Source organism: Sphingopyxis sp. (assembly GCF_036675685.1).
Taxonomy (GTDB): Bacteria; Pseudomonadota; Alphaproteobacteria; order Sphingomonadales; family Sphingomonadaceae; genus Sphingopyxis.
Window position 1 is genome coordinate 38984 of record NZ_JAKFEM010000011.1, and the last position, 24759, is coordinate 63742.

Here is a 24759-nt window from a genome sequence, read left to right on the forward strand (position 1 = left end):
CGGCCTCAACCCGCCGGATAGTTCGGCGCCTCGCGGGTGATCGCAACGTCGTGGACATGGCTTTCGCGCAGGCCCGCGTTGGTGATGCGAACAAATTTCGCCCGCTCGCGCAGGTCGTTCAGCGTGCGGCTGCCGGTATAACCCATCGCGGCCTTCACCCCGCCGACAAGCTGGTGAATCACGTCCTTCGCGGGGCCCTTGAACGGCACCTGGCCTTCGATCCCTTCGGGAACCAGCTTCATCTGGTCCTTGATGTCCTGCTGGAAATAGCGGTCGGCCGAACCGCGCGCCATCGCGCCAACGCTGCCCATGCCGCGATAGCTCTTGTACGTCCGGCCCTGGAACAGGAAAGTTTCGCCGGGCGCTTCGGCGGTGCCCGCGAGCAGCGAGCCGACCATCACGCACGATGCGCCCGCCGCCAGCGCCTTGGCGATGTCGCCCGAGGTCCGCAGGCCGCCATCGGCGATGACGGGGATGTTCTGCTTCGCGGCCTGCTCGACGCTGTCGAGGATTGCGGTGAGCTGCGGCACGCCGACCCCCGCGACGACGCGCGTCGTGCAGATCGATCCGGGGCCGATGCCGACCTTTACGCCGTCGGCGCCGGCGTCGATCAGCGCGCGGGTCGCATCGCCCGTCGCGACATTACCCGCAAGGATCTGGACGCGGTTCGACAGCTTCTTGATACGCTCGACCGTCTGCCCGACCAGCTTGCTGTGGCCGTGCGCGGTGTCGACGACGATCAGGTCGCATTCGGCCTCGAGCAGCGCCTCGGCGCGCTCGATCCCCGAATCGCCGGTGTTGGTCGCCGCCGCGACGCGCAGGCGGCCGGTGCCGTCCTTGGTCGCGTCGGGGAAATTGACCGCCTTTTCCATGTCCTTGACCGTGATCAGGCCGATGCAGCGATAATCATCGTCGACCACGAGCAGCTTTTCGATGCGACGCTGGTGCAGCAGCTTGCGCGCCTCATCCTGCCCGACGCCGGGACGGACGGTGGCGAGATTGTCGGCGGTCATCAGCTCGCGCACCGGCTGGCCGGGATTGTCGGCGAAGCGGACGTCGCGGTGGGTCAGGATGCCGACCAGCTTGCCGCCTGTCTCGACCACCGGGATGCCCGAAATCCTGTGCTGGTCCATCAGCGCGGTGGCGTAAGACAGCGGTGCTTCGGGGGTGATGGTGATCGGGTTGACTATCATGCCGCTTTCAAAGCGCTTCACCTGGCGTACCGCCGCAGCCTGTTCCTCGATCGTCAGGTTCCGATGGAGCACGCCAATGCCGCCGATCTGCGCCATCAGGATCGCCATGTCGGCCTCGGTCACCGTATCCATCGCCGAAGAGAGGATCGGGATGTTGAGGCTGATCTCGCCGGTCAGCCGGGTCGACAAAACGGCGTCGCTCGGCAGGATGTCCGATGGGCCGGGCACCAGCAGCACATCGTCAAAGGTCAGACCGGTCGTGATTTCCATTGGGCCACTTTCTGGTGCGGGCGGCGCCTGCCCCGGATTTCAGGACGGCACGCGCGATTCGTTTGGTGGCGGCCCATGTAACCAGTCGGGCGCGCGCGCGCCAGTGGGGCGAACGAATATTTCACGGGGCGCCGGACTGCATCCTCAAGCGCAGCCGAACGGCGTCGCGCAGGCCGGAATGTAACCGGTTGCATTGGGTTCGGCGTCCAGTTAGACCCTGCCCATAACATAATTTTGGCGAAGAGGATAATCAGCATGGACCTGCCCAACCCGGCGCCCGCCAAGAATGGCGGACGGTCGAATGCCATGGCGGCCTTTGCCGCAGTTACCGTGCTTTTCTTCGCCTGGGGCTTCATCACCTCGCTGATCGACCCGCTCGTCGCCGCGGTGAAGGGCATCTTCACGCTCAGCGATACGATGACGCAGCTTCCGGCTTTCGCCTTTTTCGCGGCCTATGGCCTGATGTCCTTTCCCGCCGCCAAGCTGATCGCGCGCTTCAATTCGGTGCCGTCGATTCTTGCGGCGCTGGCGACAATGGTCGGCGGCTGCCTCGTCATGCTGCTCGCGGCCAATCTCGCGGTCTATATCCTCGTGCTGGTCGGCCTGTTCATCCTCGCGAGCGGCATCACCGTGCTTCAGGTCGCGGCGAACCCGCTCGCGGCCGCGCTCGGCAATCCCAAGTGGAGCCATTTCCGGCTGACGTTTAGTCAGACCTTCAACAGCTTCGGCACATTTTTGGGCCCGCTGATCGGCGCCCACCTGTTCCTGGAGGGCGTCGAGGTCAAGGATGGCGCGGCGCTGACCGACGCGGTTCGCGACCAGGCGCTGGCCGGCATCGACTCGGCCTATTTCTGGCTGTGCGGTTTGATCGCTGCGCTGTTCGTCTTTTTCTGGTTCAGCCGGCGCATCGTCGATGCCGCCGTGCCGCCGGCGCCGGTGGGCCCGCCTGTCAGCATGGGCGAGTTGATCCGCGAGGCGCTGGCGTCGCGCTGGGCGCGGATCGGCGCGATCGCGATCTTCCTCTATGTCGGTGCCGAGGTCGCGATCGGCACGCAGATGGCATTGTTCCTCAACAGCGACGCGATCTGGGGCCAGTCCGACGCTGCATTCAGCGTCCCCTTGCTCGGCTTTGCGATGGGCAGCGACGGCGTCGCCGGCGTGTCGCTGCAAGAGGCGGGCAAGGCGGTCGCCTTCTATTGGGGCGGCGCGATGGTCGGCCGGGCGATCGGGTCGGTGCTGCTCGCGCTCGCACCGGCAGCGCGCTTGCTCGCGCTGTTTACCGCGATCGCATGCCTGATGTGCCTCTATGTGGTATTCGTCGGCGGCGTGAATTCAGGTTTCGTCGCGCTGGCGATCGGGTTGTTCAACTCGATCATGTTCCCGGTGATCTTCACCCTGACCCTCGAACGCTCGGATGCCCGCGCCGAGGCAACGTCGGGCTTGCTTTGCACCGCGATTATCGGCGGCGCGATCGTTCCCGTCATCGTCGGCGCCTTGTCGGGTGCGATGGGTTATGCCGCAGCGCTGATCCTGCCGGCGCTCTGTTATGCCGTGCTGTGCGTCTTCGCCATCGCGGCCGGGCGCGCGCCGGCGCGCCAGGCAAGTGCGGGCGCAACCGTTCACTGACAACAGCGCACGCGCCGAGGGGGTAAGGGAGAATAATGGCCGGACTGTCGATCCGCGGCGCGCGCAAGAACTTTGGCGAGACCGAGGTGCTGAAAGGCGTGTCGATCGACGTCGCCGACGGGGAATTCACGGTGATCGTCGGCCCGTCGGGATGCGGCAAATCGACGCTGCTACGGGTCGTCGCGGGGCTTGAGGAACTGACCGGCGGCAGCATCGTCATCGGCGACCGCGATGTAACCGCGTTGCCGCCGTCGGAGCGCGGGATCGCGATGGTGTTCCAGTCCTATGCGCTCTACCCGCACCTCACCGTCCGCGAAAATATGGCGTTCGGGCTGAAGATCGCGAAGGCCGCCAAGCCCGAGATCGACGATGCAGTGCGCCGCGCGGCGGGGATATTGAACATCGAGGCGCTGCTCGACCGCAAGCCCGCGGCGCTGTCGGGCGGGCAGCGCCAGCGCGTCGCGATCGGGCGTGCGATCGTCCGCCGGCCGCAGATTTTCCTGTTCGACGAACCCCTGTCGAACCTTGACGCCGACCTGCGCGTGCGGATGCGGTACGAGTTTGCGAGCCTGCACCGCACGCTCGGCACGACGACGCTGTACGTCACGCACGACCAGGTCGAGGCGATGACGCTCGCCGACCGTATCATCGTGCTGCGCGACGGGCGCATCGAGCAGGTCGGGTCCCCGCGCGAGTTGTACGCCCGGCCCGCGAATATCTTCGTCGCCCAGTTTCTGGGCACGCCGCGCATGAATATTCTGGCTGCTGTGGTCGCAGACGGGGGGCGGGCCGAACTGGCCGACGGGCGCAGCATCGCCCTGCCCCCCCTTACGGCGCCGCTCGCGCCCGGAACATTGGTGTCGGTCGGCATCAGGCCCGAGGACATCAGGATCGGCGACGTGCCCGGCGCGCTGGCTTTTACTATCGGCTTCGTCGAGCGGCTCGGCGGCCTCGTCACCGTGCATTTGCAGGGTGGAGGCGGCAGCGAGCCGATCGCGTGCCAGCTGCGCGACGATGGGGCCCTGCGCGAAGGCGAAAAAATCGTGGCGCTGCTGCCACCCGAGCATCTGCACCTGTTCGATACGGAAGGTCGCGCGCTGCGCTCGGGAGAGCCCGAATGACCTTGCTTTTTGTCCATGTAACCGGTTACGTTGTGAACGTTTCCGCGCCCGGTAATCGGATAATAGACGGAGTCGCAACAGCGGCCCGGCGCCATCGGAGGGAAGAGGGGCGAACATCATGGCTACTTTGAGGGACGTGGCCCGCGAAGCGGGGGTTTCGGTCGCCACGGCATCGCGCGCGATCAACGGCCACAGCAATGTCACTGCGCCGACGAAAGCCGCGGTGATGGCCGCGGTCAAGAAACTCAATTTCGTCCCGCACAGCGGCGCGCGCAGCCTGACACGGCGCAAAACCGATACCGTCGGCGTGATCCTGCCCGACCTGTTCGGCGAATTCTTCTCCGAAATCATCCGCGGTATCGACCTTGTCGCGCATGAATCGGGGATGCACCTGCTGCTCGGCAACATGCACGGCAGCACGCACGAAACCGCTGCGGCGATCGCGGCGATGCGCGGGCGGGTCGACGGGCTGCTCGTGATGCCGCCCGATGTGAAGCCCGAATTATTGTCGGGCTATCTCGATCCGGTCCTGCCGACCGTCCTTCTCAACTATGATGCGGGGACGCTCGATCTGCCGTTCGTGGCGGTCGACAATTATCGCGGCGCCTATGCGATGACCGAAGCGCTGCTCGCGCGCGGCGCGCGGCAGGTCGTCCACATTGCCGGGCCGAAGCACAACCGCGACGCGCGCGATCGCCAGCGCGGCTTCGTCGACGCGATGGCGAAGATCGCCAAGATTTCGAATCCGGCGATCCTGCCCGGCGATTTTTCGGAAGAAAGCGGCGCACAAGCCGGCCGCCTGCTGGTGCAGGGACAGCTTCCCGTCGATGCGGTTTTTGCGGCAAACGACCAGATGGCGGTCGGGCTGATCGCCCAACTGGCCGAGGCGGGCAAGTCGGTGCCCGGTGACGTCATGGTGGCGGGGTTCGACGATATTCCGCTCGCGCGGCACCTCAATCCCTCGCTATCGACCATGCAGGTCAACATCGACCGGCTGGGATCGACCGCGATGATGATGTTGCTGCGCATCCTGCGCGGCGAAACGCTGGGCGCGACGAGTGCAACGATCCTGACCCCGACGCTGATCGCGCGCGGCACGACGGGCGGTGCGGCCATTGTCGAGGTGACCGGGAAAGCGCCGGTGCTCGGCGCCCAGCTGTGACGAAAGCCGCCGCCCGATGCAGGTAACGCGGCGCCAGGTGACCGGCGCGCTGGCGGCGCTGCCTTTGCTGCCGATGCTCGGCGGCTGCGGCACGCACAGCGGCGACGGGTTGACGATCTGGGCGATGGGCAATGAAGCCGCGAGCCTGCCTGAACTGCTGAAAAGCCTCGCCTTGCCTGCTGGAGCGCCCAAGGTGACGGTGCAGCCGCTGCCGTGGACCGCGGCACACGAGAAATTGCTTACCGGTTTTGCCGGCGGCTCGCTGCCCGCGATCGGGCAGGTCGGCAATAGCTGGATCGCCGAGATGGCGGCGATCGGCGCGATCGCCCCGGTGCCCGCATCGGCACAGGGCCTGCTCGACGACCAGTTTGCCGCGGTAGTCGACACCAACCGCATCGCGGGCCAGACTTGGGCGATCCCCTGGTATGTCGACACGCGGCTGCAATATTACCGCAAAGACATGTTCGCGCGCGCGGGCTACGCCGCGCCGCCGCTCGACTGGGCGGGGTGGAAAGCCGCGCTGCACAAGGTGAAAGCCCTCGCCGGCGACGGCAATTATGCCGTGCTGCTGCCCGTCAACGAATTCGAGCAGCTGCTGACCATCGCCTTGTCGGCGGGCGCCCGGCTGCTGCGCGACAACGGGTCGCGCGGCGCCTTTTCGGATCCCGAATTCAAGGCGGCGCTCGCCTTCTATAAATCGCTGTTCGACGAAAAGCTCGCGCCGGTCACCTCGGCGACTCAGATTTCGAACATCTGGAACGAGTTCGCGCGCGGCTTTTTCAGCATCTTCCTCTCGGGTCCGTGGACGATCGGCGACATGAAGGAGCGCCTGCCCGCCGGCATGCAGGCCAAATGGGGCACCGCGCCCAATCCCGGCCCCGGCGGCATCGGGTCGGCGGCGCCTGGGGGATCGAGCCTCGTCGTCTTTGCCGGCACCGAAAATCCTGATGCGGCGTGGGATCTGCTGACGCGCCTGCTCGCGCCCGCGGCGCAGCTGAAGTTCCATCAACTGACCGGCGACCTGCCAGCGCGGCGATCGGTATGGCGCGACGCGGGAATTGCCAGCGATCCTGTCGTGGCCCCTTTTGCAACGCAGCTCGACCGCGCGACCGCGCTGCCCAAGGTACCCGAATGGGAGCGCATCGTCACCGAAATGCAGGTCGTCGCCGAACGCATGGTACGCGGCCAATACGGCGTCGATGCCGCCGCGAAAGAGATCGACCGGCGCGCCGACCGTTTGCTCGAAAAGCGGCGCTGGATGCTCGACAAGGGGTTCGCGCTGTGAGTGCGGCCGGGCGCAGCGGCGAGGCGCGCGCGGGGTGGACGATGGCATCGCCCGCGCTCGCAGCGATCATAGTCTTCTTCGTCGTTCCCGCAATTGCGTCGCTGTTCCTGAGCTTCACCGATTTCGACATCTATGCGCTCGCGAACCTCGACAACCTCCGCTTCGTCGGCTTCCAGAATTACGCAAGGCTGGTTGAAAACCCGCTGTTCTGGAAGGCGATGACGAACACGCTGCTGTTTGTGGCCGTGGGCACCCCCTTCGTCGTCGCGCTCTCGCTCTTCGCTGCGATGCTCGTCAATTCGCGCTGGCTGAAATGGCGGCCCGTGTGGCGGGTCGCGCTGTTCGCGCCCTATGTGACGACGCTGGTCGCGACCGCGGTCGTGTGGCGTTACCTGCTCCACACGCGCTACGGCCTCGTCAATTACCTGCTGTCGCTGGTCGGCATCGGCCCGGTCGACTGGCTCGGCAGCCCCAGCGCCTCGCTGCCCGCGATCCTGATCTTCGTCGGGTGGAAGACCTTCGGCTACAACATGATCATCTTCCTTGCCGCGCTGCAGACGGTGCCGCGCGAGCTTGACGAGGCGGCGCGGATCGATGGCGCGGGATGGTTCACGCGGCTGCGTCATGTCACCCTGCCCGCGATCGCGCCGACGGTCCTGCTCGTCTCGGTGCTGACCGTCGCGGCGATGTTCCAGCTGTTCGCCGAACCCTATGTGATGACGCAAGGCGGCCCCGCCCAGTCGACCGTCACCATCCTCTACTTCATGTATGAGGAAGGGTTCAAATGGTGGAACCTTGGGTCGGGGGCGGCGGTCGCGTTCCTGCTCTTCCTCTGCATCCTGGCGGTGACGCTGGTGCAGTTGCGGCTGGCCAAGCGGAGCGGCGCGATATGAGTATGCGCCGCTGGTCAGTCACGCTGCTTGCCGCGTTCGTCGCGCTGCTCACCATTGCACCCTTGCTCTGGATGCTCTCGGTCAGCTTCATGGCACGCGGCGAGGCGTCGCAATTCCCGCCGCCGCTGCTCCCCAGTGATCCCAGTCTCGAAAATTACCGCACCCTGTTCGGCACCTTCGGCATCGGGCGCTTCCTCGCCAACAGCCTGCTGGTCTCAACGCTCTCGACGCTGCTGGCGCTGCTCTTCACCGTCCCAGCGGGCTATGCCTTTGCCAAGCTGCGCTTCAAGGGGCGTGATGCGACCTTCCGTATGCTCGTCGCCGCGCTCGTCGTTCCGGGGCAGATCGGCATGCTGCCGCTATTCCTCGAATTGAAGGCGATGGGGCTCGTCAACAGCTATGCCGGGGCGCTCGTGCCCTGGCTGGCTGGGATTTTCGGCATTTTCCTCGTCCGCCAATATTGCCTGTCGATCCCCGACGAGATGCTCGAGGCGGCGCGCATCGACGGGGCGAGCGAGGCGCAGATCCTCCGCCGTATCGTGCTGCCGATCCTCACCCCGATCCTCGTCACGCTGGCGCTGTTCGTGTTTCTCGGCAGCTGGAACGACTTCATGTGGCCGCTGATCATCCTTGCCGACCAGAATCTCTACACGCTACCCGTCGCGCTCGCCGCGATGAGCCGCGAGCATGTGCAGGACAATGAGCTGATGATGGCGGGCGCGGTGGTCACCACGCTGCCCGTGCTGATCCTCTTCCTCGCGCTCCAGCGCTTCTATTTGAGCGGCTTGCTGACCGGGAGCGTCAAGGGATGACCCTTTCAACCAAGGAAGTTCGAATGAAATATTGGACCGCGGCGTTGCTGGGCCTCGCCCTCACCGTGCCTAGCCCCACCACCGCAAGGACAAAGATGCCGCTTATGGTCGAGGGACAGACGCCCCAGCAGGCGATCGAGCCCGGAAACTATCCCTATCAGCTGTTCCTGCCGAAGGGCTATCTGGCCGACACGGCAAAGCCATATCCACTGCTGATCTTCCTCCACGGTTCGGGCGAGCGCGGCGACGATGTCGCGAAGGTGAAGGTCCACGGCCCGCCCAAGATCGCCGACCGCGACCCGGACTTCCCCTTCCTCACCGTGTCACCGCTGCTCGGCGCCGATCAGGATTGGGATGTCGAAAAACTCGACCGGCTGGTCGACCATATCGCCAAAACCTATCGCATCGATCCCGCGCGCGTGTACCTGACCGGGCTCAGCCGCGGCGGGCACGCGAGCTGGCGCTGGGCGATCGCCGAACCCAAACGCTTTGCCGCGGTCGCGCTCGTCGCGGGCCGTGGCAATCCCGGCGAAGCCTGCCGCCTGATGGACCTGCCCGTTTGGGCCTTTCACGGCGACCGCGACGATGTTGTCGTCCCCGAAGGCAGTTTCAACATGGCGCGCGCGATCCGCGCCTGCGGTGGCCGCAAGGTCCGCCTGACCATCTATCCCGATCTCGGCCACAATAGCTGGGATCCCGCCTATGACGATCCGGCGCTCTATGCCTGGTTGCTCGAACACAAGCTCCCCTCTCCCCAGAACACCAACAAGGACAAAAAATGACGCAGACAGTTTTCCCCGACGATTTCCTGTGGGGCGCGGCAACCGCTGCCTATCAGATCGAAGGATCGCCGCTCGCCGATGGCGCGGGCGCGAGCATCTGGCAGCGCTTCAGCCACGACCCGCGGTTGATGGCGGCGAAGGGCGACACCGGCGACATCGCGTGCGACCATTATAACCGCATGGAAAGCGACGTCGCGCTGATGAAGGAACTGGGCCTCAAGGCCTATCGCTTCAGCGTCAACTGGGGCCGCGTTTTGCCCGAGGGAATCGGGCGCGTGAACGAGCCCGGCCTCGGATTTTACGAGCGGCTGGTCGATACGCTGCTGAAGCATGACATCGAGCCGCTGCTGACGCTTCACCATTGGGACCTGCCCGCGGCGCTCGACGACAAGGGCGGCTGGCTCAACCGCGACAGCGCAGCGTGGTTCGCGGAGTATGGCTCGGTGATGTACCGCCGCCTCGACGGGCGCGTGAAGAAATGGGTGACGCTCAACGAACCGTGGGTGATCACCGACGGCGGCTATCTCCACGGCGCGCTCGCGCCCGGCCATCGCAACCTGTTCGAAACCCCGATCGCGAGCCACAATCTGATGCGCGCGCACGGACAGGCGGTGCAGGCTTATCGCAGCGAAGGCGCGCACGAGATCGGCCTCGTCGTCAATATCGAACCCAAATATCCGGCGAGCGACAGCCCCGAGGACGTCGCCGCGACGGCGCGCGCGCACGCCTATATGAACCGCCAATATCTCGACCCGGCATTGAAGGGCAGCTACCCCGCCGAACTCGCCGAGGTGTTCGGCGAAGCGTGGCCCAATTGGCCGGCCGAGGACCTCAAGGATATCTGCCAGCCGGTCGATTTCATCGGGATCAATTATTATACGCGCAACGTCGTGAAGGCCGATCCGAACCAGTGGCCGGTCGGCGCCTCGCCGGTGAAGCAGATCGCGACCCACACGACGACCGACTGGGAAGTCTATCCGCCCGCGCTCACCGACATGCTCGTCTGGTTCCGCGACACCTATGGCGACATCCCCGTCTATATCACCGAAAATGGCGCGGCCTTCTACGACCCGCCGACCGCGGGCCCCGACGGGATCGACGACCCGCTGCGCTGCGATTACCTCCGCACCCACATTTCGGCGATCGGCGACGCGATCAAGAAGGGCGTCGATGTGCGCGGCTATATGGCGTGGTCGCTGCTCGACAATCTCGAATGGTCTTTGGGCTTTTCGAAGCGCTTCGGCATCGTCCATGTCGATTATGAAACGCAGGTTCGCACGCCGAAACGCAGCGCACGCTTTTACAGCAGCGTCATCGCGGCCAACGGGGGGAACCTCGGATGACCCGCTGGCTGATCATCTTCTTCGCGGCGCTGCTCGCGCTGCCTGCGGCGGCGAAGGACCGCACCGACCGCTATAGCGCGATGAGCTATAACATCCGGCTCGATCTCGCGTCGGATGGCGATAATGCGTGGCCGAACCGGCGCAGCGCGCTGATCGGCCTTGTCGCTTATTATGCCCCCGACCTCGTCGGCATGCAGGAGGTGCTGCTGCACCAGAAGCAGGCGGTCGAGGCCGACCTTCCCGGCTATGCCTTCGTCGGCGTCGCGCGCGATGACGGCAAGGAAAAGGGCGAATTTTCGCCGCTCGGTTTCCGCCGCGACCGCTTTACGCTGCTCGCATCTGGCACCTTCTGGCTGTCACCGACGCCCAATGCCCCCAGCAAAGGCTGGGACGCCGCCCTTCCCCGCGTCGCAAGCTGGGCGCGGCTGAAGGACAAGGCTTCGCACCATATGCTGCTGGTCGTGAACACCCATTTCGATCATATCGGCACGACAGCGCGGCTCGAAAGTGCGCGGCAGATTCGCCGCTGGATCGGCGACAATCGCAAGACCGGGGAGACGGTGGTGCTGATGGGCGATTTCAACAGTCCGGCCGATAGTCCCCCGCATGATGCGATCGTCGAAAACGCGCCCGGCCGCATCGCCCTGCACGATACATTGGCGATCAGCCGCACTCCGCATTTCGGACCGCTCGGAACCTTCACCGGCTTCAAGATCGAACAGGTCGAACCCAGCCCGATCGACCATATCTTCGTCGGCGACGGAGTTACGGTACTGCGCCATGCGACGCTGACGCAGCAGACGGGCGGGCGCCTGCCGTCCGACCATTATCCGGTGCTCGCCGACCTGTGCGTCGGCAAGGGCTGCTGACGATGGCGCGGTGGTTGATGCTCCTCACCACCGTGCTGCTCGCCGCCTGCTCGGCCGGTCCGCCCCCGGCGCCGCTGTCCGCCGCCCCGGTCGCGGCGCGGACCGCGACCGAGCTCGCCTCGGGATGGCAATTCCGTTTCGATAACAGCCTGACACCCGAAGCCGCACTCGCGCTGCCCGATGCCGAGTGGCAAGCGATCACGCTGCCGCACACATGGAACCGGTTGGGCGAATATCGCATCGGCCGGACCGCGGCGACCGACAACCGGCAGGGCAAGGGCTGGTACCGGCTGCGGCTGGACGCGCCGCTACCGCCGCTCAAGCGCCACGTCATCGAGTTCGAGGCCGTGGGCAATCTTGCCGACCTGTGGGTGAACGGCCGGCATGTCGGCAGCCACGCCGGCGCCTTCTCGCGCTTCCGCTTCGATCTCACCGATTATCTCGACCCGGCGGGGCCGAACACCCTCCTGCTGCGCGCCGACAACAGCGCCCCGGTGCTCGACAGCTCGACGCAGCATATCGTGCCGCTCGACGGCGATTTCTTCATCCACGGCGGGCTCTATCGTCCCGCACGCCTGCTCCATGTCGCGCCGAGCCATATCGCGCTCGACGACCATGGCGGACCGGGGGTCTATGCGACGCCGAAGATAGGAAGCGATGGTTCGGGCGAGCTCGCGGTGCGGGTCAAGCTGGCGGGTGCGGCGGCAGGGCAAAGCCTCGTCGCGATCCTGCGCGATGCCGGAGGGCGCACCGTCGCCGAAGGCACGACGCCGCTGACCGCCGGGCAGGCTGAGGCAGCCATGAACCTTCAGGTCGCCGCGCCGCGGCGCTGGAACGGGCGCGCCGATCCCTATCTCTACCGCCTCGAAGCCCGGCTCGCCGACGCCGCGACCACGCTCGATGGCGTCACCGTTCCTGTGGGCTTCCGCGAGTTCCGCGTCGATCCGAACAGCGGCTTCCATCTCAACGGCAAGCAGCTGCCGCTGCATGGCGTGTCGCGGCATCAGGATTACCTCGGCAAAGGCTGGGCGCTGTCGCCCGAGGATCACGAACGCGACATGGCGCTGATCGCCGAAATGGGCGCGAATACCGTGCGCTTTGCCCATTACCAGCATGCGCCCGAATGGTTCGAACTCGCCGATCGCTATGGCATGATCGTCTGGGCGGAGATTCCCTTCGTCAACCGACCGTCGAACGACGGCTCGGCCGGCTCGCCCGAACTGATTGCCAATGCGAAGGCGCAGATGGCCGAGCTGATCCGGCAGAACCACAATCACCCTTCGGTGGTAACCTGGGGGATCGGCAATGAAGTCGATCTCGACGTCGTGACGGGGCGAGCGCCCCCCAGCACCGATGCGCGGCCGCTGCTGCGCGAACTCAACGCGCTGGCGCACGCCGAGGACCCGGCGCGCCCGACGGTGATCGCCGACTGCTGCGAAGCGACGCATGAGGGCGCGGCCCCGGCGGGCGCGCGGGCGCGGCAGCCGGTGCTGACGGGCCTGTCCGACCTGATGGGCTATAACCGCTATTATGGTTGGTATTATCGCGACGTCGCCGACCTCGGCCCGCATCTCGACCGGATGCACGCGCGCTATCCGGCCATTCCGATCTCGGTCAGCGAATATGGCGCGGGCGGCGCGCTGAGCCAGCATGTCCAGGATGGGGCGAAGCACAAAATCGCCCACGCCAGCCGCATGCACCCCGAGGAGTTCCAGAGCTGGTATCATGAGCAGAGCTGGCCGCAACTGCGCGACCGCCCCTATCTCTGGGCCAACTGGATCTGGAACATGTTCGATTTCGCGTCGAAAATCCGGCAGGAAGGCGACGCGACCGACATCAACGACAAGGGCCTCGTGACCTTCGATCGCAAGGTGAAGAAGGACGCCTTTTTCTACTACAAGGCGCAATGGTCGGCGGAGCCGGTGCTCCATATCACCAGCCGCCGCTGGACCGAGCGTACCGAGGCGCTGACGCAGATCAGGGTCTATAGCAACGCCGACCGCGTCGCGCTGACACTGAACGGAACGGCGCTGGGCGAGGTGCCGTGCATCGACCGCATCTGCGCAAAGGACGATGTCCGGCTGATCGCCGGTCCGAATATCGTGACGGCGCAGGCAACAATCGGGGCGGCGCGGCTCGACGACCGTGTCGAATGGAATTTGGTCGCGGCGCCCTAACGAAACAGCGCGAGCGGGATCGCCTCTCCCATCGCGCGCTGGCCCGCGGCATTGGGGTGGAGATTGTCGCCGATCTGCAGGTCGCTGCGCAATCGCTTTGGCTTCGCAGGATCGGCCGTCACCTTTTCCATATCGAAGACCGCGTCGAATATCCCGGCATCGCGGATCCAGGCGTTGAGCCGCTGGCGGATTTCCTCACGCTCGGGCCGGTAATAGCCCGCGCCTTCAAAGGGCATCACGGTCATCGCGACCACCTTGATGCCATGCGCCTGCGCACGCAATGTGAGCTGGCGATAGCCCTCGATCAATTCGTCGGCGGTGATGCCGGTATCGCCCGAGGTCCCAATATCGTTGATCCCCTCGAGCAACAGGAGGTGCGTTACGCCGGGGATGGCGAGCACATCGCGATCGAGGCGGGCAAGCGCGTTGGGCCCGGCCACCGGGGTCAAAATCTTGTTACCGCCGATCCCCTGGTTGACGACGACATGCGGTTTGCCCGCGCCATGCAGTCGCCGCCCGAGCACTTCGCTCCAGCGGCAAGGCTCGGGGTCGCTGTTCGGGCAGCTCGACGCATCGGTGATCGAATCGCCGAACGCGACGATGACGGGCCGCGCGCGCGGTCCCTTTACGTCGATACCGGCGATCAGCGGCCGCAGTTCGTTCGTCGCCGCTCCTTTCCAGCTTTCGACCCCGCTATGATCGCCCGGCGGCGAAATCTGCAGCATGTTAGCGTGGTCGACATGCACCCCGACGAGCGTCGTCGGCGCGGCGAGATGGATCGAAACCTGGATCAGGTCGAAGGGCTTGACCGTCACCTCGACTGGATCGCTGACCAGCGGCGCGCCGATTGCGACGCGCGCCGACGCCTGCCCCGCAAAGCGCACGGGGACGAAGCGCCCGTCGGGCATTCGCAGCGTGACCGCGTTGATGCGGACGGGCATGCGTCCAAAATCATTGGCCAACCATATCCGGACGGCGTCGCCCCCCGCTCCGATCCGGATTTCCGAACGCAGCGTCTGGTTTTCGACCGCAATGACCTGACGCTCGTTGCCCTGCCACAGGCTCGACGTCCAGGCGCGGGTCCAATGCTCCCTGGCGGCAGCGGCGGGTGCCAGAACCAGCGATACGGCCGTCGCCCAGGCGAGAAGCGGGCGACGCATCATGCTATTTCGCCGCCTTGTCGAGCCAGCCACCCTCGAACCCGATGCGCTTGAGGCCGCGCACGATGTGCGGATTCTTGCGCATCACCTTCCACACGAAGCCGCTGCGGTGATTTTCCATCATCGCGAGGATCGGGCCCTGGTCGATACCGAGATAATCGTTGGCGACCCAGCCGTGGACGGGATCGATCGTGCCGCCGCGCGAACCCGCATCGGCAAAGGTGAAGCTGGGGTTGAAGGCGTCCTTGAAACCATAACGCGTGTAAAGCCGCTCGCCATATTGGGTTCGCATCGCCATCAGTGCGGGGATCGTCACGTCGGGCGCGAAGGCGACCGAGCCGCCCGCCGCGGTCGGGACGATCGTGCCGTCGTCGACGACGCGGATCGCGCTGGCCCCGCGCGCCATATAGCCGTTGAAGAAGCGCGGGGTTCCGCCGACGCTATATTTGTCCTTCGAATATCCCGGCCCGTCGGACGCGGTCCAGCCCCAGATGTCGGCGCTGTATCCCCTCCATTTGTTCGGATTGTCGGCGCCATAGGCGCGCTGCGACAGCGTCGCGCGGCGGCTGTTCTCGAAATAGTCGATGCCCTTGCCGCGCATATATTCGTCGCGGATACCGCGAAAATCGACCCAGACGTGGCTGTACTGGTGCCCGAACAGCGGCTCGAACTGCAGATGCTCCTGCCCGTAATAGGTGCCCCAGTCCTTTTCGAGCTCGGCCGCCCAGCCCTTGTCCCACGCATCCTTGCCGACGGCGTGCGTCGGCGAGCCGAGCGCGAGCACATAGACGAGCATCCCCTCGTTATAGCCGACCCAGTCGTGCGTTTCGAAACCCTTCTCGGGCTTCCAGCCCATCGTGATCGCGTGCGAATTGGCGAGATTCTTCGCTTGCGTCCCCGTCGTGTTGCGCTGTGCCCAGCGCCAGTCGACGCGCGTATAGATTTTCTCGGCGAGGTCGCGGATCTCGGCCTCGACCCGATCGTCGCGGTCATAATAGCTTTGCGCGAACAGCGCGCCGCCGAGGAACAGGCTGGTGTCGACGGTCGACAGCTCGGTCGTCCTGAACCGCGTGCCGTCGTCATTCTTCAGGAAATGATAGAAGAAGCCCTTGTGCCCGGTGACCCCAGCGGCCGCGGGGCCCTGCGGTGCATTCCAGTAGAAGCGCAGGCAGTCGCGCGTGCGCTCCGCCGCCTCGGCGCGCGTCACATAGCCGCGCTCGGCGCCGATGCCATAAGCGGTGAGCGCAAAGCCGGTCGCCGCGATCGACGAAAAGGGATTGCTCGGCCAGCGATCGGGCGCGAGGCAACGTTCGGTGTCGGTGGTGTCCCAGAAATAGCGGAAGGTGCGCTCGGTCAGCTCTTCCGAAAAGGCCGCCTCGGTCATCGGCGCCAGGGTCGGTGGGGGAACAGCGGCCGTCGTGGTGGGCGCCGGCGTGGTGGTGCAAGCGGCGGTCAACGCCACCAGGGGCAAGGCAAACGCCCCGAGCCGGAACGACATTCGATACTCCAAAACAAATGAGGCGCCCGGTCAACGGGAGGGGTGTTGCGACCGGGCGCCTTTTCAGCCGATCAGAATGAGAAGCCGGCCGATACCTTTACCGTCCGCGGCGTGTTCCCGCCAACACCAATACCCGAAATCTCGAGATAGCGGGGCGATGACGGGTCGTTGTTGTAATCGACATAGTTGCGATCGTTGAACAGGTTCAGAATGTCGACGCGGAGCCGCAGGCGCGATTCCTCGGTGATGAACCGAACCGGGATATATTTGGTGATCGCGACATCCATCTGGCGGAAGCCCCAGCGATCGCCGTTGCCATCGGCTTCGTTCGAGACGACCGTGCGGCTGGGATTGGCGCCGCCCTGGTTGATGAACGCCTTGAGATAGGGCGGCGACGCGACCTGGAACTTACCCGACAGCGTCACGCCGATCGGCAGATCGACCGAGCCCGTCGCGACCAGCCGATGCTTGCGCACACCGCTCGAACGCGTGACTGTATAGTCGTCGAGCGACGGGAAATCGAGGCTGAAGGTCTCGCCAAACTGCCGGTTTTCCTCGGCTTCGGTATAGGTATAGGTCGCCGAGAAGCTCCACGGCGACGCGACAGTGTAGTTCTTGACGAGCTTGAGATAGCCCGTGTCCGCGCTGGTTTCGATCCCGTTGGTGCCGATGATGATCGACCCGAAACCCGGAGGCGCGAAGCCGAAGGGCGAGTTCGGCGCGGCGGGTGCCGGCGGGAAGAAGGTACCGTCGGGCCGGCGGTTGCCGAGCAGATAGGCGAAGCCGTCCTTCGATTCGATGTGGCTGTAACCGACCTCCGCCTCGAACAACGGCGTCACCTTGGCGCGGAAGCCCAGGCTGAACTGGTCCGAATAGGGAACCTTCAGGTCGTTGTCGATGAAACGCAGCTCGCGGCCGCCACCCGCCCCGGCGCCCGCGAGCAGCTGCGCGCGGCCCGCTTCGGTCAGGTAGATCGGGTTCCACGGCACGCAGGTCGGCCCGGGCGCGCAGCTATTGTTCGGGTCACCGGTGATGAAGTTGAAGGTGCGCGTGGTATAGGAACCGGTACTGATTTCCTGCTGCAGGAAGTCGAACTGGTTACGGTCGTAAGAACGGCCGGCTCCACCGAACACCACGAAACGCCCGTCGTCGTCGAACTCGTAGCTGAAACCGATGCGCGGCTGCCAAGCGCCCGTGAACGCCTTGCGCTCTTTGCCCGTCGAGATGTAGTCGTTGATGTCGTAGTCGGCGTTGACCAGGTTCGGATATCTGGCCGGCGACACCGCGTTCACCGCGTCGGCGGGGTGGACGAAATCGAGGAAAGCCGGGGTCCGCTCATAGTCCCAGCGCACGCCGAGGTTCAGCGTCAGCCGATCGGTGACCTCCCAGTCGTCCTGCACATAGATGCCGAACTGGAAATTCTTGGAATTGATGATCGGGCTGCCATTGCCCGTGGAGGCGCCGAACTGGACGCGGTAGGGCACATCGTCGTTGAAGGTGCCACCGCCGGGATTGAACGCCGGATTATAGGTATAGACGGGGTTGAAGCCGTTGAGCTGCAGCGAGTTGAGCTCGACCCATTTCGCCTTGGCGCCGACCTTGATCGTGTGGCCTTCGAAGCCGGTCCAGGTGAAATCGTTCTGGACGCCCCAGCCCTTCTGGCCCTTGTCCTGAAAATTGCTGCCGCCGCCGACGCGCAGGATGTCGCCGCGCACGACGACGCCGGGCTGCGGGTTGGTCGGCGACGGGCCGGCATAGGCGAAGAGGAAGCCGTTGCCGAATACGGTCGGCGTCGGCGACCAGCTGACGTCTTCATAGGTCAGCTTGAAATCGTTGATCCAATTGTCGGTCGTGTGCTCCCAGCGCCCGGTGACGCGCAGTTCCTCGACGTCCTGCGAGCTGATCGTGCTGCGCGCGTTGAAGCCGCTGCCCAGGAATTCGCCGCTTTCCTTGCGGAATTTTCCCGACACCTCGATCAGATCGCTGTTCGACGGCTGGAAGCTGAGCTTGCCGAAATAAAGATCTTCGTTGAACGTCGCGTTGGTCGGGCCAAACACGTCCTGATATTCGGACGGGAAATAGCTGACCGGCAGGTTCAGCCCCGGCTGGACGTCGACGGGTTGTTGCTGGCGCTTGCCTTCGTAGGTCACGAAGAAGTGCAGCATGTCCTTGATGATCGGACCGCCGAGCGCGCCGCCGAACTGGAAATCCTTCGTCTTGACCTTGCGGGTCGTGAGTTCGGTCGGCCGCGCGTCGCGAAGGCTCTGGTCGGTATAATCGATAAAGGCTTCGCCGTGGAATTCGTTGGTTCCCGACTTGGTCACCGCGGTGATCGCGACCGAGCTGACCTGGTCGAATTCGGCCTTATAGTTCGACGAAATGACGCGATATTCGCCGACCGCGAGCTGCGGGAAGGGATTGCCCTGCGTCGAATCCTGGCCCGTGATGCCGTTTTTAAGGACATAGTCCTTCTGCCCGACGCCATCGATGAAGATGTTGACGCCGCGGCTGTCCTGGGCGCCGCCTTGCAGACGCGATTGGCCCGTGCTGCCGGTCACGAACTGGACGCCCGGCGCCAGGTCGGCAAAGGCCAGGAAGTTGCGGTTGTTCTGCGGCAACACCTCGATCTGGCGCTGGGTGATGTTCGAACCGACCTCGCCACCCTCCATCGAACGGATGCGGGTGCCCGTGACGATGATCGCGTCGCCCGCGCCTTCGGCGATGTCGGGCTGCGAGAAATCGAAGTCGAGCACGGCACTCTGCCCAACCGAAAGGGTGAATTCGTCGGTGTTGCGCACGCCGCCCGGGGTCGTGATTTCAAGCCGATAGGTCCCGACCGGAAGCGAAGCGATATTGTAGCTGCCGCTTTCGCCGACCGCGACGCTGCGCGTCAGGCCGGTGTTGACGTTGATCGCGGTGACCTGCGACACGCCGCCTTCGGCCTTCACCGTCCCGCGTAGCGATGCGTTCGACACCTGCGCATGGGCCGGGGTCGCGACCCCGATCGCCAAGGCCGTACCGGCGCTGCTCCACGCCAGAGCGGCGGCGAGCGTCCGGGCGCGCGACCGGCGTGCGGAATTGGTCTGAAAATCATGCGAAAACTTCACGGCATCCTCCCTTTTTGGCCCCGACATTTCCCGCTTTCGCCTCATTCGCTGGTCGGCCTTGCCACCCGGTCAGCGACGAATCGCGGGAAATCGCGTCGTTGTTTTTTTGATTTGTAACCGGTTTCACGATCACTGTATAGGGGGAAGCGACACAGGTGGACACGATCGGGGACCAGCCGGTTTTTGGCCGATTTCGGCCAATCCGCGTGACAATGTATAAACAAATCCGACTGGGAAGGACGAATCATGCCGCCGAAAACGCGCAACCTGACATATCTGACGCTGGCGACCCTGATGATGGCGGGACAGCTCGCCCCTGCGCCCCTGCTCGCGAAGCCCGCCGAGAGCGCGAGCCAGAAGGCGCCCGCCGATTCGACGGGCTGGATGCGCCCCGATCCGAAGATGGACCGTTTCGTCGCCGATCTGATGGCGAAGATGACGCTCGACGAAAAGGTCGGCCAGCTGAACCTGCTGACGAGCAATTGGGAATCGACCGGCCCAACGATGCGCGACAGTTACAAGGAAGACATCCGCGCCGGGCGCGTCGGCGCGATCTTCAACGCCTATACCGCCAAATATACGCGCGAGCTGCAGCAGCTCGCCGTCGACGGAACACGGCTGAAAATCCCGCTGATCTTTGGTTATGACGTGATCCATGGGCACCGCACCATTTTCCCCATCTCTTTGGGAGAAGCCACAAGCTGGGACCTTCAGGCAATTGAAAAGGCAGCACGAATTTCTGCGATCGAAGCGTCGGCCGAGGGCATCCACTGGACCTTTTCGCCGATGGTCGACATCGCACGCGACCCGCGCTGGGGCCGTATTTCCGAAGGCGCGGGCGAGGATGTCTATCTCGGCAGCCTGATCGCCAAGGCCCGCGTGCGCGGGTATCAGGGCGACGATTTGTCGCGCCCCGACACGATCCTCGCGACCGCGAAGCATTTCGCCGCCTATGGCGCGGCGCAGGCCGGGCGCGACTACCACACCGTCGATATTTCGGAACGCACGATGCGCGACGTCTACCTGCCGCCGTTCAAGGCCGCCGCCGATGCCGGCGCCGCGACCTTCATGACGTCGTTCAACGAATATGACGGCGTACCGGCATCGGGCAGCCGCTATCTCTTGACCGACGTGCTGCGCGACAAATGGGGCTTCAAGGGTTTCGTGGTAACCGATTACACGTCGATCAACGAAATGGTCCCGCACGGCTTTGCCAAGGACCTGAAACAGGCGGGCGAGCAGGCGATCAGCGCCGGGGTCGACATGGACATGCAGGGCGCGGTCTACATGGAAAACCTCGCCGGGTCGGTCACCGAGGGCAAGGTCGACATGAAGCGCATCGACGCGGCGGTAAAGTCGATCCTCGAGATGAAATATCGCCTCGGCCTGTTCGAGGATCCCTATCGCTATGCCGACGAGGCGCGCGAGAAAGCGACGATCTATAAACCCGAATTCCTCGACGCGGCGCGCGACGTCGCGCGCAAGTCGATCGTGCTGCTCAAGAACAAGGACAATGCCCTCCCCCTCGCCGCGACCGCGAAATCGATCGCGGTGATCGGTCCGCTGGGCAACAGCAAGGAGGATATGATCGGCAGCTGGTCGGCCGCAGGCGACCGCAAGACGCGGCCGGTGACGCTGCTCGAAGGGTTGCAGGCGGGCGCGCGGAAAGGGACGAGCGTCGCCTATGCCAAGGGCGCGAGCTATCGTTTCGAGGATGCGGGCAAGCAGGACGGCTTTGCCGAAGCGCTGGCGCTGGCGCAGAAATCGGACGTCATCATCGCCGCGATGGGCGAGCGCTGGGACATGACCGGCGAAGCGGCGAGCCGCACTTCGCTGGACCTGCCCGGCAACCAGCAGGCGCTGCTCGAAGAGCTGGAAAAGACCGGCAAGCCGATCATCCTCGTCCTGATGAGCGGGCGCCCGAACAGCATCGAATGGGCCGACGCCAACGTCGATGCAATCGTCGAGGCCTGGTATCCGGGCACGATGGGCGGCCATGCAATCGCCGATGTGCTTTACGGCGACTATAACCCATCGGCCAAATTGCCCGTCACCTTCCCCCGCACCGTCGGGCAGGTGCCGATCCATTATGACATGAAGAACACGGGGCGCCCGATCGAACTGGGTGCGCCCGGCGCGAAATATGTCTCGCGCTATCTCAACACGCCGAACACGCCGCTTTATCCCTTCGGCTATGGCCTCAGCTACACGAGCTTCGCCTATTCGCCGGTGACGCTCGACAAGGCGCAGATCCGGCCCGGCGAGCCGTTGACCGCGACCGTCACCGTAACCAACAGCGGCGCGCGCGACGGCGAGGAAGTGGTGCAGCTCTATGTCCGCGACCTTGTCGGATCGGTGACGCGGCCGGTGAAGGAGCTGAAGGGCTTCCAGAAGATAATGCTCAAGAAGGGCGAAAAGCGCACGATCCGCTTCACGCTGACCGACGCCGACCTGGCGTTCACCCGCGCCGACATGAGCTGGGGCAGCGAACCCGGCCAATACAAGCTGTGGGTCGGCCCGTCGTCGGCCGAAGGATCGGAAACGAGCTTCGAACTGACCGAATAGGATGACGCCGATGCGTTTTCGCCGCTTGATTGCCCTTGCCGCCGCGCCGCTGGTTTTTACCGCGCCGGCGCGTGCGCAAGGACCCGAGCGCCCGAACATCGTCTACATCATGTCGGACGATCACGCCTATCAGGCCATCTCGGCCTATGGCTCGTCGCTGTCGAAACTCGCGCGGACGCCGAATATCGATCGTATCGCGAAAAATGGCGCGATCTTCACCAACAGCTTCGTCGGCAACTCGCTCTGCGGGCCGAGCCGCGCGACGCTGCTCACCGGGCGCCAGAGCAACGCCCACGGCTTCAAACAGAATGGCAACAAGTTCGACAACAGCGTCTGGGTATGGCCGCGCGCCTTGTCGCAAGCCGGCTACACGACCGCAATGTTCGGCAAATGGCACATCAACTATTCGCCCGAGGGGATCGGTTTCGACGACTGGAAGGTGCTCGACGACCAAGGCGAATATTATAACCCCGACATCATCACACCCAAAGGCCGCGACGTCGTCGAAGGCTATGCGACCGACCTAATTACGCAGTTCAGCCTCGACTGGCTGAAGAACGGCCGCGACAAGTCGAAACCCTTCGCGATCCTGATCCACCACAAGGCGCCGCACCGCAATTTCATGCCCGCGCTGCGCCATGTGCAGAAATATCAGGGCGTCACCTTTCCCGTGCCCGTCAATTATTTCGACGACTATGTCGGCCGCAAGGCAGCGGCGATGCAGGAAATGAACATCTATCGCGACATGTACGAGGGCCACGACCTCAAGATGACGGTCGCCGAAGGATCTGCGCAGCTACGCTATAACCGCTGGCCCGGCGCGTTCGACCGCATGACGCACAAGCAGCAGGCCGAATGGGACGCGCTGATGCAGGCGGACAACGACCGGATGAATGCTGCGAAGCTCTCGGGCCGCGACCTCGCGCTATGGAAATATCAGCGTTACATGCAGCAATATCTCGGCACCGTCGCCTCGGTCGACGAGGGCGTCGGCGCGGTGCTCGATTATCTGAAGGACAGCGGGCTCGATCGGAATACGATCGTTGTCTATACCTCGGATCAGGGCTTTTACCTTGGCGAGCATGGCTGGTTCGACAAGCGGTTCATCTACGAAGAATCGATGCGCACGCCCTTCCTGATCCAGTATCCCGGGCATATCCGCCCGGGCACGCGGGTCGCGGCGCCGATCCAGAATATCGACTATGCACCCACCTTCCTCGACTTTGCGGGGGTCAAGGGCGCGGACACGATCCAGGGCCGGTCGATGCGGGCGTTGTTCGGCGCAAAACCGCCGGCCGACTGGCGCAAGCATGTCTATTATCATTATTATGAATATCCGGGCTTCCACGCGGTGCGCGCGCATTATGGCGTGCGCGGCGAGCACTACAAGCTCGTGCGTTTCTATGGCGCCGACATCGATAGCTGGGAATTTTATGACCTGAAGACCGATCCCGGCGAAATGCACAATCGCATCGACGACCCGGCGATGAAGACGCCAGTCGCGACGATGAAGCGGAAACTGGTCGAGCTTCGCCGCCAATATCAGGACGATAGTGGCCCGGCGATTTAGAGCGGCATTCCGGCACACGATGGTTCGCCGTCCAACCTCATGCCCTTGTCGCGAAGTGCCAGCAGGGCTACGCGCTTTCCTGTGAGTCCCGACGCGCCATCCCCGCCATCGTCTTTCGCGCCCTTCCGCTACCCCGCATTTCGCGCGATCTGGATCGCCAACCTCGCGTCGAACATGGGATCGATGATCCAGGCGGTCGGCGCGGCGTGGCTGATGACCGAACTCACCAATTCGCACCTGCTGATCGCGTTGGTGCAGGCGGGCGCGACGATCCCGATCCTGCTGCTCGGCATCTTCGCGGGCGCGATCGCGGACAATTTCGACCGGCGACGGGTGATGCTCGCGGCGCAAACCGGGATGCTCATCGTTTCGGCGCTGCTGACGCTAACCACCTATCTGGGCGCCATCACCCCGCTTTCCCTGCTCTGCTTCACCCTCGCCGTCGGGTGCGGCACCGCGCTCAACGGGCCGGCGTGGCAGGCGTCGGTGCGGCTGCAGGTCGGGCCACGGGATCTGCCGCAGGCGATCGCGCTCAACACCATCGCCTATAACCTCGCGCGCAGCGTCGGCCCCGCACTTGGCGGACTGCTGATCTCGATTGTCGGCACGGCAGCGGCCTTTGGCCTCAACGCGATCAGCTATATTGTGCTGATCGTCGTGCTGCTGCGCTGGCATCCCGAAACCACGCCGCCGCGGCGTATTTCGATGCTGACCGCGATCGCGGCGGGCATCCGTTTCTGCGCGCATTCGAACCCGGTACGCCGCGTGCTGATCCGCGGCTTTGCCTTCGGTTTCGGCGCGGCGGGGTTCCAGGCGCTGTTGCCCTCGCTCGTCCGTGACCGGCTGCACGGAACCGAAATCATCTATGGCCTGTGCCTTGCCGCCTTCGGCGCGGGGTCGATCTTCGGTGCGCTGTGGGTGAGTTCTGCGCGGCACCGCTGGGGCAGCGACCGGGTGGTGACCGCGGCCTCGCTCATCTTCGCCGCCGCGATGCTGCCCGTCGCGCTGACCGCAAGCCTTCCGTGGGTCGTGGTCGCCGCCTTCGTCGCGGGCGGGGCGTGGGTGTCGATGCTGACGACGCTCAACGTCGCGATGCAGCTGCGTTCGCCCGAGGAAATCCTCGGCCGCTGCCTGTCGATCTATCAGGCGGTGACTTTTGGCGCGATGGCGCTCGGCGCCTATGCACTCGGGCTGATCGCCGACCTCGCCTCGCTGCCGGCTGCCATCCTGGCATCGGGCGGCTGGCTTGTCCTTTCCGCATTGGTCCTGCGCTTCGTCGCGCCGATGCCGCGGCGCGATGAGGGGCGGCTCCTGCCCTAGGCCCCG

17 protein-coding genes are annotated in these 24759 nt (G+C 64.7%); 13 read left to right on the top strand and 4 right to left on the bottom strand.

What is annotated here, in order from left to right; genetic code table 11:
• Positions 1-5: 5 nt before the first annotated feature.
• Positions 6-1463: an IMP dehydrogenase gene (gene guaB / locus V6M50_RS05735; RefSeq protein ID WP_332817595.1), complete on the bottom strand. Its 1458-nt coding sequence runs from the start codon at positions 1461-1463 to the stop codon at positions 6-8.
• A gap of 255 nt (positions 1464-1718) precedes the next feature.
• Between guaB and V6M50_RS05740 the strand changes: the two genes are divergently transcribed.
• From V6M50_RS05740 to V6M50_RS05785, 10 genes are all read left to right on the top strand, one after another.
• On the top strand, positions 1719-3089 hold the full coding sequence (locus V6M50_RS05740; protein WP_332817596.1) for an MFS transporter: 1371 nt from the start codon (positions 1719-1721) through the stop codon (positions 3087-3089).
• Between the two features lie 35 nt (positions 3090-3124).
• Positions 3125-4210, top strand: a complete 1086-nt coding sequence (locus V6M50_RS05745) for an ABC transporter ATP-binding protein (RefSeq protein ID WP_332817597.1) — start codon at positions 3125-3127, stop codon at positions 4208-4210.
• A 118-nt stretch (positions 4211-4328) separates the two neighbouring features.
• A complete protein-coding gene (locus V6M50_RS05750; protein ID WP_332817598.1) occupies positions 4329-5372 on the top strand; it encodes a LacI family DNA-binding transcriptional regulator in 1044 nt (347 codons plus the stop codon).
• 16 nt (positions 5373-5388) lie between these two features.
• A complete protein-coding gene (locus V6M50_RS05755) occupies positions 5389-6657 on the top strand; it encodes an extracellular solute-binding protein (RefSeq protein ID WP_332817599.1) in 1269 nt (422 codons plus the stop codon).
• Positions 6654-7550 carry a carbohydrate ABC transporter permease gene (locus tag V6M50_RS05760; RefSeq protein WP_332817600.1) on the top strand — a complete coding sequence of 299 codons (897 nt, stop codon included), beginning with the start codon at positions 6654-6656 and terminating at the stop codon, positions 7548-7550. The genes V6M50_RS05755 and V6M50_RS05760 overlap by 4 nt, the downstream gene beginning before the upstream one ends.
• Entirely contained in the window at positions 7547-8362 is an 816-nt protein-coding gene (locus tag V6M50_RS05765) for a carbohydrate ABC transporter permease (protein WP_332817601.1), read from the top strand. Before V6M50_RS05760 ends, V6M50_RS05765 begins: the two co-directional genes overlap by 4 nt.
• 23 nt (positions 8363-8385) lie before the next feature.
• Positions 8386-9144: an alpha/beta hydrolase-fold protein gene (locus tag V6M50_RS05770; protein ID WP_332817602.1), complete on the top strand. Its 759-nt coding sequence runs from the start codon at positions 8386-8388 to the stop codon at positions 9142-9144.
• Positions 9141-10487: a GH1 family beta-glucosidase gene (locus V6M50_RS05775; protein ID WP_332817603.1), complete on the top strand. Its 1347-nt coding sequence runs from the start codon at positions 9141-9143 to the stop codon at positions 10485-10487. The genes V6M50_RS05770 and V6M50_RS05775 overlap by 4 nt, the downstream gene beginning before the upstream one ends.
• On the top strand, positions 10484-11356 hold the full coding sequence (locus V6M50_RS05780) for an endonuclease/exonuclease/phosphatase family protein (RefSeq protein ID WP_332817604.1): 873 nt from the start codon (positions 10484-10486) through the stop codon (positions 11354-11356). The genes V6M50_RS05775 and V6M50_RS05780 overlap by 4 nt, the downstream gene beginning before the upstream one ends.
• Positions 11357-11358: 2 nt before the next feature.
• Positions 11359-13533, top strand: coding sequence for a glycoside hydrolase family 2 protein (locus V6M50_RS05785; protein WP_332817605.1), 2175 nt, complete (start codon positions 11359-11361; stop codon positions 13531-13533).
• On the opposite strand, the gene V6M50_RS05790 is transcribed toward V6M50_RS05785, so the two are convergent.
• The 3 genes from V6M50_RS05790 to V6M50_RS05800 all read right to left on the bottom strand — a co-directional run bounded on the left by V6M50_RS05790 (position 13530) and on the right by V6M50_RS05800 (position 19298).
• The gene (locus V6M50_RS05790; protein ID WP_332817606.1) at positions 13530-14696 is read right to left on the bottom strand and encodes an SGNH/GDSL hydrolase family protein; all 1167 of its coding nucleotides are present in this window, start codon (positions 14694-14696) and stop codon (positions 13530-13532) included. The two genes, V6M50_RS05785 and V6M50_RS05790, sit on opposite strands and share 4 nt — an antisense overlap.
• Position 14697: 1 nt before the next feature.
• Complete coding sequence (locus tag V6M50_RS05795; RefSeq protein ID WP_332817607.1) at positions 14698-16191, bottom strand: glucoamylase family protein; 1494 nt, start codon at positions 16189-16191, stop codon at positions 14698-14700.
• 71 nt (positions 16192-16262) lie between these two features.
• Entirely contained in the window at positions 16263-19298 is a 3036-nt protein-coding gene (locus V6M50_RS05800) for a TonB-dependent receptor (RefSeq protein WP_332817608.1), read from the bottom strand.
• Between the two features lie 246 nt (positions 19299-19544).
• Between V6M50_RS05800 and bglX the strand changes: the two genes are divergently transcribed.
• The 3 genes from bglX (at position 19545) to V6M50_RS05815 (ending at position 24753) form a co-directional block, all read left to right on the top strand.
• Positions 19545-21863 carry a beta-glucosidase BglX gene (gene bglX, locus V6M50_RS05805; RefSeq protein ID WP_332817609.1) on the top strand — a complete coding sequence of 773 codons (2319 nt, stop codon included), beginning with the start codon at positions 19545-19547 and terminating at the stop codon, positions 21861-21863.
• Positions 21864-21873: 10 nt separating this feature from the next.
• Positions 21874-23433 (top strand): sulfatase family protein, encoded by a 1560-nt coding sequence (locus tag V6M50_RS05810; RefSeq protein WP_332817610.1) that lies wholly within the window; start codon positions 21874-21876, stop codon positions 23431-23433.
• Between the two features lie 81 nt (positions 23434-23514).
• A complete protein-coding gene (locus tag V6M50_RS05815; protein ID WP_332817611.1) occupies positions 23515-24753 on the top strand; it encodes an MFS transporter in 1239 nt (412 codons plus the stop codon).
• Positions 24754-24759 lie beyond the last annotated feature (6 nt).

Coding starts and splice junctions, on each gene's coding strand:
- guaB (WP_332817595.1), bottom strand. CDS start 1,463: ATGGAAATCACGACCGGTCTGACCTTTGACGATGTGCTGCTGGTGCCC.
- V6M50_RS05740 (WP_332817596.1), top strand. CDS start 1,719: ATGGACCTGCCCAACCCGGCGCCCGCCAAGAATGGCGGACGGTCGAAT.
- V6M50_RS05745 (WP_332817597.1), top strand. CDS start 3,125: ATGGCCGGACTGTCGATCCGCGGCGCGCGCAAGAACTTTGGCGAGACC.
- V6M50_RS05750 (WP_332817598.1), top strand. CDS start 4,329: ATGGCTACTTTGAGGGACGTGGCCCGCGAAGCGGGGGTTTCGGTCGCC.
- V6M50_RS05755 (WP_332817599.1), top strand. CDS start 5,389: ATGCAGGTAACGCGGCGCCAGGTGACCGGCGCGCTGGCGGCGCTGCCT.
- V6M50_RS05765 (WP_332817601.1), top strand. CDS start 7,547: ATGAGTATGCGCCGCTGGTCAGTCACGCTGCTTGCCGCGTTCGTCGCG.
- V6M50_RS05770 (WP_332817602.1), top strand. CDS start 8,386: ATGAAATATTGGACCGCGGCGTTGCTGGGCCTCGCCCTCACCGTGCCT.
- V6M50_RS05775 (WP_332817603.1), top strand. CDS start 9,141: ATGACGCAGACAGTTTTCCCCGACGATTTCCTGTGGGGCGCGGCAACC.
- V6M50_RS05780 (WP_332817604.1), top strand. CDS start 10,484: ATGACCCGCTGGCTGATCATCTTCTTCGCGGCGCTGCTCGCGCTGCCT.
- V6M50_RS05785 (WP_332817605.1), top strand. CDS start 11,359: ATGGCGCGGTGGTTGATGCTCCTCACCACCGTGCTGCTCGCCGCCTGC.
- V6M50_RS05790 (WP_332817606.1), bottom strand. CDS start 14,696: ATGATGCGTCGCCCGCTTCTCGCCTGGGCGACGGCCGTATCGCTGGTT.
- V6M50_RS05795 (WP_332817607.1), bottom strand. CDS start 16,191: ATGTCGTTCCGGCTCGGGGCGTTTGCCTTGCCCCTGGTGGCGTTGACC.
- bglX (WP_332817609.1), top strand. CDS start 19,545: ATGCCGCCGAAAACGCGCAACCTGACATATCTGACGCTGGCGACCCTG.
- V6M50_RS05810 (WP_332817610.1), top strand. CDS start 21,874: ATGCGTTTTCGCCGCTTGATTGCCCTTGCCGCCGCGCCGCTGGTTTTT.